The following is a 16,386-nucleotide window of genomic DNA, read 5'->3' on the forward strand; positions in this document are numbered from 1 at the left end:
GAGTGGCCAAAGGGATCAGACTGTAAATCTGACGGCTCAGCCTTCGAAGGTTCGAATCCTTCTCCCTCCACCATTTTACATCTTACTTTAATTCAACGCTGTTTTATTACTGTGTCCTGTAGCTTATTTACCCTTGTTAAAAATATTTCCCTATCTGCGCTTTGTCGACCTCATCTAGACCAATTTATGTCATCCAAGTTATAGTCTGTTTACACCACTATCTGTTGTACTCACTATCTGTTGTACTCACTATCTGTTGTACTAACAATCTGTTGTACTAACAATCTGTTGTGATAACTATTGTGTTATTTATTGTGGTAGTACTTGTACTCACTACTGGGTTACTTGTGCACTAATTGTTGTTTTAATTGTTGTTCTAATTGTTGTGTGATTAGCTGATCTCAACAATATTGCCCTTCATCGCCGTTATTCAATAATAATTGTTTCCTTGTGTCGATAAACACTACTCTTAAGTTTATATTTTAGTTATTATTTATTCCTTTTTGGAATAACGGGTGCAATTGCATGTCATCTACTTGGGTCAATCAGGCCATCGCAAAAATAGAAGCCGATTATCAACGTTCTGCAGATACGCATCTTATAAAATTAGATCTTCCACAACTTGATGGAATAGACATTTATTTAAAAGATGAGAGTACTCACCCCACTGGTAGCTTAAAACATCGCTTAGCTCGATCACTATTTCTGTATGCGCTCTGTAATGGCTGGATAAAAAAAGATACCCCGATTATTGAATCCTCCTCTGGCAGCACCGCCGTTTCGGAAGCCTATTTTGCAAGATTACTCGGATTACCTTTTATCGCAGTGATGCCAACTTCTACCGCCAAGAAAAAAATCCAACAAATTGAATTCTATGGTGCTCAATGCCATTTTGTCGATAATGGCAGTCAAATGTATGCAGAATCAGAAAGGTTAGCCACTGAGTTAAAGGGTCATTATATGGACCAATTCACTTATGCTGAACGCGCAACAGATTGGCGGGGTAATAACAATATTGCTGACTCGATTTTTAATCAGATGGAAAGAGAACCTCATCCAATTCCAAGTTGGATTGTCATGAGCCCTGGTACTGGAGGTACAAGTGCCACCATTGGCCGCTACATTCGTTATCAACAACAACAAACACAACTGTGCGTCGTTGACCCAGAAAATTCAGTATTTTATGATTACTTTCACAGTGGTGATGCCACTCTGGTTAGTGATAAAAGCAGTAAAATTGAAGGCATTGGTCGACCTCGCGTTGAACCGTCTTTTATTGCTGGTGTGATTGATAGCATGATTAAAATCCCTGATGCCGCCTCAATCGCAACGATTCAGTGGTTAGAACAACTCATCGGGCGTAAAACCGGTGCGTCAACCGGCACAAACTTATACGGCGCATTGTTGCTGGCATCGCAGATGCGAAGTGCCGGTCAAACTGGCTCGATTGTGACCTTGATTTGTGATGCCGGAGAGCGTTATCTAGATACCTATTACAATCCACAATGGATTGAGGACAACATTGGTTGTTTTGAGCACTATCGAGAAAAACTGACCGCGTTTAATGACACAGGTTTACTGAGTTAACTATCCGAACATAAAAAAGCCGTTGAACCTGTGTTCAACGGCTTTTTTATGGCACAACTGTGTTGACACAATTGTGCCTGAAATAAATACCTGCTAATCGATATTCAAATATTTGTGTGTTTGGATAGATAATCGCCAATTACGACTAATACATACTTTTATTGCAAGTTCTGTCGCGCGGGCCTTTTGGCTGATCGGTTGCAAACAAATGGTTTTATCGCTGACATCAATATTTCGCAATAGCTCATCTAATTCTTCAATATGATATTCTGTGGCGATCGGATGTTTAATTTCATTTGCGCGGTTTAATGCTTGTTCGAGCACCTTGTATCCACCTTTCATATTGATTTTAGGTGATACAGTTACCCAAACCTTAGCATGGCATTTCACTTCAAAAGTACCACTGGTTTCAATCTGGATCTTATAACCAGCCTCTATAAAGTCGGTAGTTAACTCTGTTAAATCATACAAGCACGGCTCACCACCGGTTAACACTATGTGCTTAGCCGTAAATCCTTTCTCTGTGAACGCTTGCAATAATGTTTGCCCAGTATGATCAGCCCATCGACCGAGGGTGCCATCCACTTGAATAACTTGATCCGCAGTAACTTTATTTTCAGGTAATACATCCCAAGTTTGCTTAGTATCACACCATGCACAACCCACAGGACAGCCCTGTAAGCGCACGAACAGTGCAGCAACACCAGTATATGAGCCCTCACCTTGTATTGTTTCAAATACTTCGTTAATGGGATATTTCATCGTTTACCTTACTTTTAGCGACAAGTATCGGCTACCTGACTTTCAACGGGGCGGCATTTATAGAGTATTTTGCCATTAGCTGCAAGTATTTACACCTATGGCTTTGCAGTTGGGTCTGCCTTAGGTAAAATATCATTTCTATTTACTTGAACCACTAAGCGTTGATCACACCGATCTTACCCGTCAGTTCAGTACGTTAATGAGTATATCCATGCCAGATGCAAAGCAAAACCCACCAACTAAAGCCCTTGTTGTTTTCAGTGGCGGTCAAGATTCAACTACTTGTGTTATCCAAGCTTTATCACAATATGATGAAGTACATGGGATCACTTTTGATTATGGTCAACGTCATCGTCAAGAAATAGAAGTGGCAAAATCATTGGCAACAGAGTTGAAATTAGCAAGCCATAAAGTCATGGATGCTACCTTGTTAAACGAGTTGGCCATTTCTGCGTTAACGCGTGACGCCATTCCCGTATCACATGATTTGATGAATAATGGTTTGCCAAATACCTTTGTGCCTGGGCGTAATATACTATTTTTAACCTTAGCGGGTATTTATGCTTATCAACTTGGTTGTGAGGTTATCATTACTGGCGTATGTGAAACGGATTTTTCCGGATATCCAGATTGTCGTAACGAGTTTATTCAATCGATGCAATCGTCTTTAGCTTTAGGTATGGACAAACCGATTAAAATCGTTACCCCACTAATGTGGCTCAATAAAGCTGAAACATGGGCATTGGCAGACAAATATCATCAATTAGCCTTAGTGCAACAACAAACGTTAACTTGTTATAACGGTATTATTGGTGAGGGCTGTGGAGATTGTCCTGCATGTTTACTGCGTCAACGAGGCTTAGATGATTATCTGCAAAATAGTCAATCAGTCATGACATCGTTAAACAATAAAATATGACCATATCGTTCACACTCTTTAACTAACAACAGAGGTTTACACTTTAATATCCCTCTGTTGTTATTGCATTATTTTTCATTAAGATACCAAAACGACATAGGGTTAACTCAAAATAACCTTTTTGCGCTACAGTTAACTCAGTGTCTTCAAAACAAATTGGCTTGACTGAAATTTGACGGTGAGTATAGAGGATATTTTGTTAAAACATAAATCAAACACTGTTGGCCTATATCATGTTGTTGTGGTGATCAGCCTCATTTGTATTGGGCTTTTTGCGGCAGATTTACCTTCGCCTTCATTTTGGCCTACTGATCAGTATTTCAGTTATCAGTATGACGCAATTGCTCATGGTCAAGTTTGGCGATTAATCACCGGTAACCTGCTGCATACTAATTTATGGCACTTGCTAATGAATTTAGCCGGTTTCTGGGTCATTATCTTCCTCCATGAAGTTCATTATAAGCAGCACGCCGGTAAATTATTGCTGCTTTTTTTCAGTTTATGCCTGTTAGAGGGCATAGGCTTATATATTTTTTATCCTAGCTTGAAAGCCTATGTGGGGCTAAGTGGATTATTACATGGCTTATTTGTATTTGGCGCGGTAATGGATATCCGCAGAGGTTATCGTTCAGGTTATTTACTCTTGCTCGGTGTCATCATCAAAGTGGGATATGAGCAATTATTTGGTGCGAGCGATAGCATTACTCAATTGATTAATGCGCGAGTTGCCACTGAATCCCATTTTGTCGGCTTAATCAGTGGGATGATCTGTGCATTATGCTGGTCTAGTGTCGTTCACCGTTTTAAGTATAAAAAAGTATAATCTCCGCTTCGCCTTATTGAGCATATTCAGCTCAATTACACTTCAACCAATTTTCGTTGATTGAAGTGACTATTCATTGCCGTTCAACAAACAAGCAAAGGCTCATTTAACACCGTTTAAACTTTGCTCCGCTATTGCACTTTTATCACATAAGCCATGCCACTGATGCTTTAGCTACCGGTAACACTCTCGACCTAGTATCGATCACAAGTCAGTATTGATCACAAGTCAGTGCGCAGCAAGAATATCAATAGACTACTGTATCGAAGCGGTCTAGAACCAATTTGATCCAATCAACACATTGAAGCATTAACCTTTTTGCAGACAATCAAGCTTATCTAGATTACTGGTGACGGGTGCCAACTCGGAAAGACTAACTCAGTGACGGTTACTTGCGCTGATCAGTGCTAGACATTGCCTTTTCAGGCGCTTGTACCACATCATTATTGATAACCTCAGTAACAGGTACATCTATTATTGCCGTATTATTGGTTGCATTCGATTTGAGATTAGCTCGCTCAACCAATTTGTCATACTCGGCTTGGGTGATGAGGTAACTTTTAAGTGGGGGTAAAGGCTTAGCTTGATTGCGACTTGCGGCATCGGTTAGCGGAATATCGAGTAAACCACCAACATCGACTTTCCAATAAATGCTCGCAAAAATAATCAGTAACACGTGTACCGTAACAACAATAATCATTGCATTTGTTGATGTCATTATTCGGGTAATAAGCTTATTAACAACAGAGCCTATTGGGGCTGTATCTGTTTCTGTTTCTGCATCTATCTCAGTCATTCCAGGCGCTGCCAAATTATGTTGAGACTGAGTTGCCCCCAATAATTGCAGTTTAATCTTATTCGCAACTCGTTGTTGATGAGCATGAAGTTGACTGTCATCGACATCCTGTTGTTGAGGATCAATAAAAGGTGTCATATCTTCATTAAAGTCAATCTTAGCAATCTCATTAACTTGAGCGGTTTCATTACCCCACACAGAGGACTCATCAGTGTTAGCGTGGACATTTCGCGTAGGATTGGCCATAGGATACTTATAAAATAATTATGAATAAAGTAATACAGGTTTCATTGCCATAGTATAGCGTTAATCACCGCATAAGCGACACACAGTAAGATTAATTAAGTTAAACATAACGACCAATGGACACTTCACTTAACTCAATGCACTGTTAGCTGTACATCATAAAAGGTTGTTGCATGCTATCCTGCGATAGGGTTTTAGCACAACGAACAGCCTTAATGTTTGCGTCATATGTCTAACCTTTACAGTGGCAGCGTCGAGATTATTAGCTTGTATGAACAAACTATCTTGCTATTTTTTGTACTACAGCTATAGCAGTTCAAACGGATGTAGACCCAAGGATCATATTCAGCTTACACGTGTTCACCAATTTAATGCTATTGTAGTTGGACACTGTTAGACTTGATTTCGATTCATTTCCATTCAACAACACAACGGACAATCATGAATTCATCCATAGCCACATCGTCAGCTCATCAAGATAACTTAACTCATACTGCTTCTGACTATTGTCACAAAGAAGAAACAGCAAACAGTCTTTCCCATGGCTTAGGTATCTTAGCGGGAATAGTCGGCTTAATCCTAATGTTAACCAAAGCCCCTGCACACTTATCATTCATACAATTAGCCGGTGTGTTTATCTATGGCATTAGTATTATTGCGCTGTTTTTGGCCTCAACATTGTACCATTCAAGTAAAACAACACTTTGGCGTCGCCGTTTTAAGATGGCAGATCATTGTGCCATTTATACCCTCATCGCTGGCACTTATACCCCAATGATGTTGATAAGCCTTCAAAGCCCACAAGCTACAAGGGTACTTATCGCCATTTGGGCGTTGGCACTTGGCGGTATTATTTTTAAAACCTTATTTATCGGGCGATTTAAAGCGTTTAGTGTGGTGTTATATTTAGTGATGGGTTGGTTATGTGTCACCGTAATCAGCGATTTAAACCAACACATGAGTGATGTAGGTTTAGGCTTATTATTCGCGGGGGGCTTATTTTATAGTCTGGGAGTGATATTTTATATTGGAAAACGTATTCCCTTTAATCATGCTATATGGCACTTGTTTGTGCTCGGCGGCGCGGTGTCACACTTTTTATGTATCTACTTAACGGTACTCTAAACGTTGATAATACAGTTATTATATCCTCGCTATCACCTATATTGCGATTGTACACTTGATGCTATTTTTATTATCCTTGCCTAATATTCAATATTTAATCATTATTGCGTCTAAAGCATCTTTGTTTGGAATGTAATGGCAACCCTTTCTTCGATGGAGCGTATCTGGTTTATTGTTAACCTCATCCCCAAAGGCAATGTATTACCTTATGGCATAGCCGCCGATTTAGCGGGATTACCAGGACGGGCGCGTTACGTATCACGAGCCCTAAAATTAGCACCACAATCATTAGCATTACCATGGCATCGTGTCATTAACAGCCAAGGAAAAATATCATTCGCTAACAATACTGAACCTTTTCGAACCCAACAAGAATTATTAAGATTAGAAGGTATAGAAGTGAACGCAGGCAAGATTTCATTGTCTCAATATCAATGGAAACCTGATATTGCCACATTGGTAATGACATTACCCTTTTAATATCAGATTGTTAACTGTTTTTATACTTTAAGGTAATTATACATTGGCAAATAAATTAACTCGCTTATTCACGTTGATCTTGTGTATTAGTCCTGTGATTTTCGCACACGCCTCTGACAACCAACCGCTGACTTCAGATGCTGAGATGACGGAGCCATTAGGTGTGTCACAAACCGCTGTTATCGGAAAACAAGGTGAACAAGTTAATCCAACTGCGGCATTAAGTGGTATCCAAAAAGCGGCTATTTTATCACCCTTGACGGCCCACACCGCTAATTACAACGTATTTTATGGCAGCATTGAATTAGGTGTAGCAAATTATCGCTTACCTGCAACCGATAGCGGTTTTTACAGTTATCATTTTGATAGCGATGTCAGTTTATTCATACTGTCTGATCAACGTCACCTTAAAAGCGAGTTCACCCTAGAAGATGGTAAATTGGTGCCATTTAGATACATACATGAACGGACAGGTACAGGCAGTGATTACACAGAACAGACTGCATTTGCCAAAGCCCAACAATTTATTCATACCATCTATAAGCAGGAAGCATTAAAACTGCCATACGAAGAAAAAGTATTTGATCCTTTAATGGTGCAATTACAATTTAGAATGGATCTCGCTGCAAATATAAGACCGTTAGATTATAAAATGGTTAAAGAAAAAGAAGTCGATGACTATCAATTTAGAGTATTAGGCAAAGAAAAAGTCATCATAGAAAGCGGCACTTACGATACGGTTAAGGTTGAAGTTGTTCGCGATAGTACCAAAAGACAGACATTTTTCTGGATGGCACCAGATTTAGCTTATCTACCGGTGCGATTAAGTCATTTTTCAAAAGGCAGCAAGCAACTGGATATTCAGCTAGCAAGCTATCAATTTGAACAAGCATTGCCACCAATGACCCCCGTGCTCATTGATGGTCCTGAGCATGAAGGTTCAGCAGCGCTTGATAAACTAGTGGCAGATGCTGAAAATGACGCAGGCATCAGTGAGTCAGAATTAGACAACATTAAGCAATTAGCGACGGATTAACTCACCTTTACGGAATAACGTCCACTCACCTGGCTGTAAAATAACCCAATTTTCATTATTGGTTAACGGTCGGGTGGCAATTACTGTCACCACGTCATTGGGGGTGGTTTCTTGACTAAAATCGATGACCACATCGGTATCGATCAAGGTTGCCTTTCCAAATGGAGCTCGGCGAGTGATGTGGCATAAATTATTGGTACAGTAAGTCATTAAGTCTATGCCGTTACTGAGCAACATATTAAATACACCTAGTTGTCTTATTTCATCGGCAAGTTGGCCAATATACTCAAACACCTCATTCATATTGTCAGGTTCATACTCACCAAATTTATTGACCACAGATTCCAATATCCAGCAGAAAGCCAGTTCACTGTCAGTTTCTCCAACAGGTTGAAACCGTGACACGATAAATTTAGTCTGATAATCAGTTAATTGACCATTATGCACATAGGTCCAATAACGGCCCCAAAGCTCACGACTAAATGGGTGAGTATTGACCAAGGACACACAGCCTCGATTTGCCTGGCGAATATGACTGATCACTATTTCACTTTTAATTGGATATGACTTAATGAGCTCTGCAATATGTGACTTACTGCTAGGACAAGCATCTTTAAAGGTGCGGTGTCCTTTGCCTTCATAGAAGGTAATCCCCCAGCCATCAACATGAGGACCCGTTACCCCACCGCGCTCAGCTAAGCCCGTAAAACTAAATACAATATCCGTTGGTACATTGGCACTCATCGCCAGTAATTCACACATTAACCTTGCCTTTTTATTGCCATATTGAGCTAAACACTTCTTATAAACGTATTGTATATACTAAGCTTATTGAGTGGAATATTTCTGTCACACAAATATTTAAACAATTGTTTGAAAAACACTTGTAATCGAGTCTGCATAAGGTTAACTTTTACGTGACACAGGTCTGACCACGATCGAATCTGTGAATAAGATCAACAATTGACGGGCTATTCATTACCTATTTTGAATAGTTTTAAGGAGAAGTACATTGACCACCCTACTTTGGATCATCGCGATGATCTTTGTGCTCGGCGCTATGGCATACCTAAGGGTATCCCTACTATCAACCACAGTTGCAGCAGCCATTGTGCTCGTTGTCGGTAGCACTTTAGACATTACTGGTGTAATTGCATGGATTATTTTCATTGTTATTGCACTGCCACTCAATATCAAATCATTCAGGCAGAATTTTATCAGTCGCCCACTGATAAAAGTGTATCGCGGTATTATGCCAGAGATGTCTTCAACAGAAAAAGAAGCCATTGAAGCTGGTACTACGTGGTGGGAAGCAGATTTGTTTGCCGGTAACCCTAACTGGAGCAAATTACACAACTACCCAAAAGCACGGTTAACTGCCGATGAACAAGCATTCCTAGATGGTCCGGTTGAAGAAGTCTGTAAAATGCTTAATCAACATGAAGTGTCTCATGTGCTTGGGGATTTACCACCGGAGATCTGGCAATTCTTAAAAGATCATGGCTTCTTCGCGATGATCATCAAGAAAAAATTCGGTGGTCTTGAATATTCAGCTTATGCTCAATCATGTGTGTTACAAAAGTTGGCCGGCGTGAGTAGCGAACTAGCCTCTACAGTAGGCGTACCCAATTCACTAGGCCCTGGCGAGCTATTGCAACATTACGGTACTAAAGATCAGCAAGATCATTACTTACCACGTTTAGCGAAAGGCTTAGAAGTGCCATGTTTTGCATTAACGAGCCCTGAAGCAGGCAGTGATGCTGGTTCAATCCCAGATTTCGGCGTTGTATGTAAAGGTGAATTCCAAGGCGAAGAAGTTCTTGGCATGAAACTAACGTGGAACAAACGTTATATTACGTTAGCACCTGTCGCGACCGTATTAGGTCTTGCATTTAAACTACGCGACCCTGATCACCTTTTAGGTGACAAAGAAGAATTAGGCATTACTTGTGCGCTTATCCCTACGGATGTTCCTGGTGTTGAAACCGGCCGTCGTCACTTCCCATTGAACTGTATGTTCCAAAATGGTCCAACACGCGGAAACGAAGTGTTTGTGCCATTAAGCTTCATTATTGGTGGTCCAGAAATGGCAGGCCAAGGGTGGAGAATGTTGGTTGAATGTTTGTCAGTGGGTCGTGGTATTACCCTACCCTCAAACTCAGCCGGTGGAGTAAAAACCGCCGCGGTAGCGACTGGAGCTTACGCTCGTATTCGCCGCCAATTTAAATTACCTATCGGTAAGTTAGAAGGTATTGAAGAGCCAATGGCGCGTATTGGTGGTAACGCATACTTAATGGATGCTGTTGCCACATTAACGACTACTGCTATCGATTTAGGTGAAAAACCTTCGGTGATTTCTGCCATCGTTAAGTACCACTTAACCGACAGAATGCAAAAGTGTGTTATTGATGCAATGGACATTCATGGTGGTAAAGGTGTTTGTCTTGGCCCTAATAACTATTTAGGCCGTGGCTATCAAGCAGCACCGATTGCAATTACCGTAGAAGGTGCAAACATACTGACTCGTTCAATGATCATTTATGGTCAAGGCGCAATACGCTGCCACCCATATGTATTGGCCGAAATGGAGTCTGCATTTGATACGGATGCAAACCGTGGTTTAGCTAACTTTGACGCCGCGATATTTGGTCATATTGGTTTTGCAACATCTAACTTCATTCGTAGCTTCTGGATGGGCTTAACCTCATCTCGTTTCTCCAATAGCCCTTACTCAGATAAAACTAAACGTTATTATCAACAGATGAACCGTTTCAGTGCTAACTTAGCATTATTATCTGATTTAGCGATGGCAACCCTTGGTGGCAACCTAAAACGTAAAGAGCGTATTTCTGCTCGTTTAGGTGACTTGTTAAGTCAGCTGTACCTAACCTCTGCCACATTAAAACGTTATCAAGACGATGGCCGTTTAACTGAAGATTTACCGTTAGTGCAATGGGCTGTTGAAGATTCGTTATACAAGTTACAAGATTCGTTAGATGACTTGCTTAACAACTTCCCAATGGGCTTAGGCATTGCGCTTCGTGCGGTGATCTTCCCATTCGGTCGTCCAATTAAGCGTCCAAGTGATGTATTAGATCACAAAGTAGCTAAGATTATGCAAACCCCCTGTGCTAGCCGTGACCGTTTAGGTAAAGGCCAGTTCTGGACGCCATCTGAGTTCAATCCTGTTGGTATCCAAGAACAAACGTTTAAGGATATCCTAGCTGCAGAACCACTGTATGACAAAGTCTGTAAAGCTGCCGGTAAACGTCTACCATTTATGTGGTTAGACAAAGTTGCTGCAGAAGGTAAAGCGCTTGGTGTGTTAAGCGACAGCGAAATCGCTTTACTTGAACGAGCTGAAATTGGTCGTTTGAAATCAATTAACGTTGATGACTTCGATACCGATGAGCTCCGCGCGCAACTAGCGCCTAAAGCTAAGCGAGAAAAAGCAGCCTAGCTGCCTAGGTTATAAACCTAAAGTAAAAAGGGTAAAGCGCAAGCTTTACCCTTTTTTATTGCTACAGATTGTTCAGATAGACAAAGGGTTAACATGAAGCACTTTACCGGATTACAATTAATGCAAGCCATGCTCAATGGCGATATCCCAGCTCCCTCCATCACCAAAACCATGCCAATGACGGCCATTGAAGTGAGCCAAGGATCGGTTACCTTCGAGGCCTTCGCTGATGAGCGTCACTTAAACCCTATGGGTGGCGTTCATGGTGGTTTTGCCGCCACGGTATTAGACTCGGCAACGGCATGTGCAGTTCATTCAGCCTTGCCTGCTGGTGTCGGCTATTCAACCATAGATTTAAACATTAAGATGGTCCGCCCAGTACCGCAAAAACAACGTTTATTAGCCAAAGGTAGCGTGATGAACTTGTCTACATCATTGGGCATTGCTGAAGCAACATTAACCACTGAAGACGGCAAACTATTGGCCACGGCAACAGCAAGCTGCTTAATTTTACGTGGCGCATAGCTATTTCTCTATAAGAATGACCCGGTCACCATAAAGTCACCTATAAAGAGATCGCAACCACAATAAAATCGTCGATTAAACTGCCGCCGAAAAAGCTAAAAAGCCAGTCATTTGCATAACTGGCTTTTGACATCACTCAAAAAAGTAAAGTTAGTCGTCTTGTAATTCTATTTCTAACTGCTTCGCCACCGCTTGCGGTGAGCTGCTATTACGGGCAAATAAGCTATAAGCAACAGGAATAACAATCAAGGTAAAGAAAGTCGCCAGTAAAATACCTGACAACACCACTACCCCTATTACAAATCGAGTTTCAGCCCCTGCTCCACTGGACAACACTAATGGAATAGCGCCTGCAGCAGTGGTAATACCGGTCATTAAAATGGGCCGTAAACGTTGAGTCGAAGCTTGTAAAATCGCTTGTTGAAACTCAACACCTCGGTCGCGTAATTGATTGGCAAATTCAACGATTAAGATACCGTTTTTAGCAGCCAAGCCAACCAGCATGATAATTCCAATTTGACTGTAAATATTGATACTTTGGTCTGTAAACCATAACCCAATTAGCGCACCTAAAGTCGCGAGTGGTACAGTTAACATAATCACCAAAGGATGAATATAGCTTTCAAACTGTGCCGCAAGCACTAAAAAAACAATTCCCAATGCTAGTAAGAATACAAAGTTCATCGAGTTACCCGACTCTTGGTAATCTAACGATGGACCTTTATAACTGATCACCGCTTCTGCAGGTAAATACGTCACAGCAAGTTCATTGAGATAATCTAACGATTCACCCAGAGTATAATCATCTGCTAAGTTGGCTTCTAACGTGATGGCACGCATACGATTGTAGCGATTTAACGAACTCGCATCGGCAAACTCTTCAACCGAGACTAAGTTTGATAACGGGATCAGTTCTTGCGAGCGGTCAGAACGAACATAAATGTTCTCCATATCAGTCGCAGTACTTTGATTATCACGATTACCTTCAACAATAACATCATACTCCTCGCCATCGCGCATAAAGGTTGTGACCAAGCGCGACCCCAGCATTGACTCTAATGTTCTGCCAATATGGGAAATCGACACACCTAAATCTGCCGCGCGTTCCCGATCAATTACCACTCTCAACTGTGGTTTGGTTTCTTGATAATCGTGATCTAAACCAATGATTTTATGATTCTCTTTGGCTTTATCAAGCATAATATCACGCCACTCCGCCAGTTCTTCGTAGCTTGGACCACCGATAACAAACTGCACAGGTTTACCCACACCGCGACCAAACGCTTGGCGCATAATCGGGAAAGCACGAATGCCGGCTAAATCTGATAAGCGATTACGGATATCGACAATAATTTCATTAGCACTGCGGCGCTCAGCCCAATCTTCGAGCACAATGATCGCCATACCATTTGAAAAATCAGCAGAGGTTCCAAAACCACGAGGGGCACGGATCAATAAGCGCTTAATTTCGCCGCTTTCAACCAGTGGCATTAACCGACCTTCGACTTCATCCATGTATTTTTCAATGTATTCAAAGCTTGCGCCTTGAGGACCATTAACAATTAAAAACATAGAACCCCGGTCTTCTTGTGGGGCAAATTCTTGGGGGATTTTATTCAATAAAAACCCACTTAATGCAAACGAGAACAGTACAATTAATGACACTAAAATCGGTTTTTTCATGCCCGCTTGTAAACTTATCAAATACCAACTTGATAGCTTACTCATCATCTTATCGACTTGTTTAACTAACCACGGGTCTTGGTTTGCGGGTTTTAATAATTTTGAGCACATCATCGGGCTTAACGTTAACGCCACAATACTGGAAAAAATCACTGCCGCGCTCATGGTGACCGCAAACTCTTTAAACAGCTTGCCTAAATCACCCTCTAAGAAGGTGATCGGCATAAACACAGCAACAAGTACCAAGGTTGTTGCCACCACGGCAAATGCCACTTCACGCGCGCCTAAGAAGGCTGCTTTTAACGGTGAATCGCCTTCTTCAATACGTCGATGAATATTTTCGAGCATCACAATGGCATCATCGACCACCATGCCAATGGCGAGGATCATCGCCAACAATGTCAGTAAGTTGATGGTATACCCTAGTGCATATAGCACTATAAAGGTCCCCATTAAAGATACGGGCACAGTGATGGCTGGAATTAACATCGCTCGCACGGAACCTAAAAACAAGTAAATAACGATAATAACTAACACCATGGCAATAAACAGTGTTTTATAAACCTCAGCAATAGAGGCTTCAATAAACACTGAGCTGTCATATGATCGTTTAATCTTCATGCCGGCTGGCAATGTTGGGTTAAGCTTGTCTACCAAGATATTCGCCGCGCGCGCGACGTCCAGGGTATTAGCCGTAGATTGTTTACTGACGCCTAAGCCAATCATCGCCTCTTTGTTGCCTCGGAAGATAATACGCTCTTCCTCGGAACCAATTTCTACTTTGGCGACATCACTTAATTTAATTAAATAACCGTCCTCACCTTGCTTGATCACTAAGTTAGAAAAGTCATTCGCCGTTTTAAATACCCTGTCTAGGCGCACCGTAAAGTGACGATCTTTCGATTCGATTGACCCGGCTGGCAATTCAACATTTTCAGAGCGTAACGCATCTTCAACATCAGAGACGGTTAGATTGCGCGAAGCTAACGCTTGACGGTCAATCCAAATTCGCAAGGCATACACCTTGCCGCCACCTAAACGTAATGTCGACACCCCATCAATTACGGCAAAACGATCGACTAAATAACGATTGGCATAATCCGTAAGCTGCAAGATATCCATTTGATCGGACACTAAATTCAGCCACATAATCACTTCGTCGCTGCCGTTGGCTTTGTAAATGGATGGCGCATCGGCTTCTTCTGGAAGCTGCTCTAATAAACCAGAGATGCGGTCGCGCACATCATTGGTCGCAGCCTCAATATCTCGATTAATATCAAACTCAATAGTGACATTTGAACGGCCATCACTACTGGAAGAACTAATATGACGTATCCCTTCTACACCACTGATCTTGTCTTCGATAAGTTGGGTAATTCGACTCTCGACGACAGAAGCACTGGCGCCACGATAACTGGTCTCGACCGACACAATCGGCGGATCAATATTTGGGTACTCCCGCAAGGGTAATTTACCGAATGATACTAAACCTAATACAATCAGTAAGATACTAATAACAGATGCAAAAACCGGTCTTTTAACCGATAAGTCAGTTAAGATCATGCCGACTTCTCCATTGCTTCAATAAGAGCAAAATTGAAGTTTTCAGCTTGTTGAACTTGAACCTTATCTCCAGGTCGAACTTTTAAAATACCGCGAATAATCACTTGCTGATCAACCTTAAGCCCTTTGGTTATTTCAACCCAACCTCGCGTCCGGGTGCCTAAGGTAACTTGTTGCTGTTCAACTTTATTTTCTGCATTAACCACATACACATAATGTTTGTTTTGAATAGGAATAATAGCGGCTTCTGGTAACAATAATGCTTCACGACTTTGCTTAATAAGACGGACTTTCATTAGCATGCCGGGCAGTAACTTATAATCATCATTAGGCATTACCGCACGCACGACTACCGCTCGGGTTTCAGGGTTAACCCTGCTGTCAATCGAGGTCACAACGCCTTTGAATATCTGGTCTGGATAAGCAACGGCTCTGGCTTCCACTAATTTACCTGGTTGTAATTCTTGGATAAAACGTTCTGGCACTGAAAAGTCTAATTTGATTTTACTCACATCATCTAACGTACTGATTTGCTCACCAGGGGTAACCAAACTGCCGACACTCACTTGGCGTAAGCCTAATTTACCTGCAAATGGCGCTTTAATAGTGCGATCATTGAGTGCCGCTTTTGCTTGCTCGACTTCCGCACGAGTGGTATCGATTAAACTTTGTAACCGGTCTCGTTCTAATTCTGCGATGGTTTTGCTGGTGACCAATGAACGGATACGATCCAATTCACGTAGATTTTCAATTAATTTGATTTCAGTGACGGCCACTTTGGCTTTATGTTCGTCATTTCTCAATTGCACTAATAGCTTACCTTTTTCGACCAAATCACCATCTTTAAAATTAATATTGGTTACAATTTCAGTGATTTTTGATGTCACTATGATCGATTCATACGCTTTTCCTGTACCTAAAGCTTCTACTTCATCACGAATAGGCATAATCGCCACGTTAGCTACAACCACATTAGGTATAGGTCTCGGACGTTGAATGACGGCCTCTTGAGGAAACATTAAATAGTAAGCCGACAGCGCAGCCAACACTATGGCGATCAGTACAATTATCTTTTTCATTTCAGGTCCGTAACCATCGAAGGTTAAATGAATTATATATATGATTTTTAACTTGTATGATTGTACTTAGCAATAAAACTACATCAAGTTGTTTTACTTTCATTTACAAACTACGAACATATCAAGCAAAAGGTTCACATCGAAATTATATGCACTATATTGTGCTTTTAAAGCAATAATAATGCATATTTTTTGCTTTTTACGCATTATGTGAATATCAATCCAATATATACTCAAGTGAATTCAAACTGCAGGTTTTAATTTCTGAAAGTTATCATTAATTGTATCACCGAGCGTGTCAG

13 protein-coding genes are annotated in these 16,386 nt (G+C 41.2%); 8 read left to right on the plus strand and 5 right to left on the minus strand.

From position 1 onward, the window contains the following. The first annotated feature begins 525 nt into the window (after window positions 1-525). Window positions 526-1,587: a PLP-dependent cysteine synthase family protein gene (locus AAEZ02_RS20340; protein ID WP_351076152.1), complete on the plus strand. Its 1,062-nt coding sequence runs from the start codon at window positions 526-528 to the stop codon at window positions 1,585-1,587. A gap of 93 nt (window positions 1,588-1,680) precedes the next feature. Here AAEZ02_RS20340 and queE read toward each other — a convergent pair whose 3' ends face one another. Beyond that, window positions 1,681-2,349, minus strand: a complete 669-nt coding sequence (gene queE / locus AAEZ02_RS20345) for a 7-carboxy-7-deazaguanine synthase QueE (RefSeq protein WP_124011514.1) — start codon at window positions 2,347-2,349, stop codon at window positions 1,681-1,683. A 211-nt stretch (window positions 2,350-2,560) separates the two neighbouring features. On the opposite strand from queE, the gene queC reads away from it, so the two are divergent. Continuing rightward, window positions 2,561-3,268, plus strand: coding sequence for a 7-cyano-7-deazaguanine synthase QueC (queC, locus tag AAEZ02_RS20350; protein WP_124011515.1), 708 nt, complete (start codon window positions 2,561-2,563; stop codon window positions 3,266-3,268). Window positions 3,269-3,464: 196 nt separating this feature from the next. Then, complete coding sequence (rrtA, locus tag AAEZ02_RS20355) at window positions 3,465-4,091, plus strand: rhombosortase (protein ID WP_232772044.1); 627 nt, start codon at window positions 3,465-3,467, stop codon at window positions 4,089-4,091. Window positions 4,092-4,479: 388 nt separating this feature from the next. Here rrtA and AAEZ02_RS20360 read toward each other — a convergent pair whose 3' ends face one another. After that, window positions 4,480-5,133: a hypothetical protein gene (locus AAEZ02_RS20360; RefSeq protein WP_351124775.1), complete on the minus strand. Its 654-nt coding sequence runs from the start codon at window positions 5,131-5,133 to the stop codon at window positions 4,480-4,482. A 441-nt stretch (window positions 5,134-5,574) separates the two neighbouring features. Here AAEZ02_RS20360 and trhA point away from each other — a divergent pair, with 441 nt between their 5' ends. The 3 genes from trhA (at window position 5,575) to AAEZ02_RS20375 (ending at window position 7,774) form a co-directional block, all read left to right on the plus strand. Further along, a complete protein-coding gene (gene trhA, locus AAEZ02_RS20365) occupies window positions 5,575-6,258 on the plus strand; it encodes a PAQR family membrane homeostasis protein TrhA (RefSeq protein WP_124011517.1) in 684 nt (227 codons plus the stop codon). Window positions 6,259-6,393: 135 nt separating this feature from the next. Further along, window positions 6,394-6,738: an MGMT family protein gene (locus AAEZ02_RS20370; protein WP_124011518.1), complete on the plus strand. Its 345-nt coding sequence runs from the start codon at window positions 6,394-6,396 to the stop codon at window positions 6,736-6,738. 43 nt (window positions 6,739-6,781) lie between these two features. Continuing rightward, a complete protein-coding gene (locus AAEZ02_RS20375) occupies window positions 6,782-7,774 on the plus strand; it encodes a DUF3108 domain-containing protein (protein WP_351124778.1) in 993 nt (330 codons plus the stop codon). Here the strand turns inward: AAEZ02_RS20375 and AAEZ02_RS20380 are convergent. Further along, entirely contained in the window at window positions 7,760-8,536 is a 777-nt protein-coding gene (locus AAEZ02_RS20380) for a class II glutamine amidotransferase (RefSeq protein ID WP_335687483.1), read from the minus strand. The two genes, AAEZ02_RS20375 and AAEZ02_RS20380, sit on opposite strands and share 15 nt — an antisense overlap. 250 nt (window positions 8,537-8,786) lie before the next feature. On the opposite strand from AAEZ02_RS20380, the gene fadE reads away from it, so the two are divergent. Together fadE and AAEZ02_RS20390 are read left to right on the plus strand one after the other, a co-directional pair. Further along, window positions 8,787-11,234: an acyl-CoA dehydrogenase FadE gene (gene fadE / locus AAEZ02_RS20385; protein WP_124011520.1), complete on the plus strand. Its 2,448-nt coding sequence runs from the start codon at window positions 8,787-8,789 to the stop codon at window positions 11,232-11,234. Window positions 11,235-11,327: 93 nt separating this feature from the next. Then, window positions 11,328-11,759 carry a PaaI family thioesterase gene (locus AAEZ02_RS20390; RefSeq protein ID WP_101031772.1) on the plus strand — a complete coding sequence of 144 codons (432 nt, stop codon included), beginning with the start codon at window positions 11,328-11,330 and terminating at the stop codon, window positions 11,757-11,759. Window positions 11,760-11,909: 150 nt separating this feature from the next. Here AAEZ02_RS20390 and AAEZ02_RS20395 read toward each other — a convergent pair whose 3' ends face one another. Then, a complete protein-coding gene (locus AAEZ02_RS20395) occupies window positions 11,910-15,005 on the minus strand; it encodes an efflux RND transporter permease subunit (RefSeq protein WP_101031774.1) in 3,096 nt (1,031 codons plus the stop codon). Next, the gene (locus tag AAEZ02_RS20400) at window positions 15,002-16,084 is read right to left on the minus strand and encodes an efflux RND transporter periplasmic adaptor subunit (RefSeq protein WP_351076166.1); all 1,083 of its coding nucleotides are present in this window, start codon (window positions 16,082-16,084) and stop codon (window positions 15,002-15,004) included. The genes AAEZ02_RS20395 and AAEZ02_RS20400 overlap by 4 nt, the downstream gene beginning before the upstream one ends. Window positions 16,085-16,386: the final 302 nt, after the last annotated feature.

The organism is Shewanella sp. T24-MNA-CIBAN-0130 (genome assembly GCF_040310185.1).
In the GTDB taxonomy this organism is placed as follows: domain Bacteria; phylum Pseudomonadota; class Gammaproteobacteria; order Enterobacterales; family Shewanellaceae; genus Shewanella; species Shewanella psychromarinicola.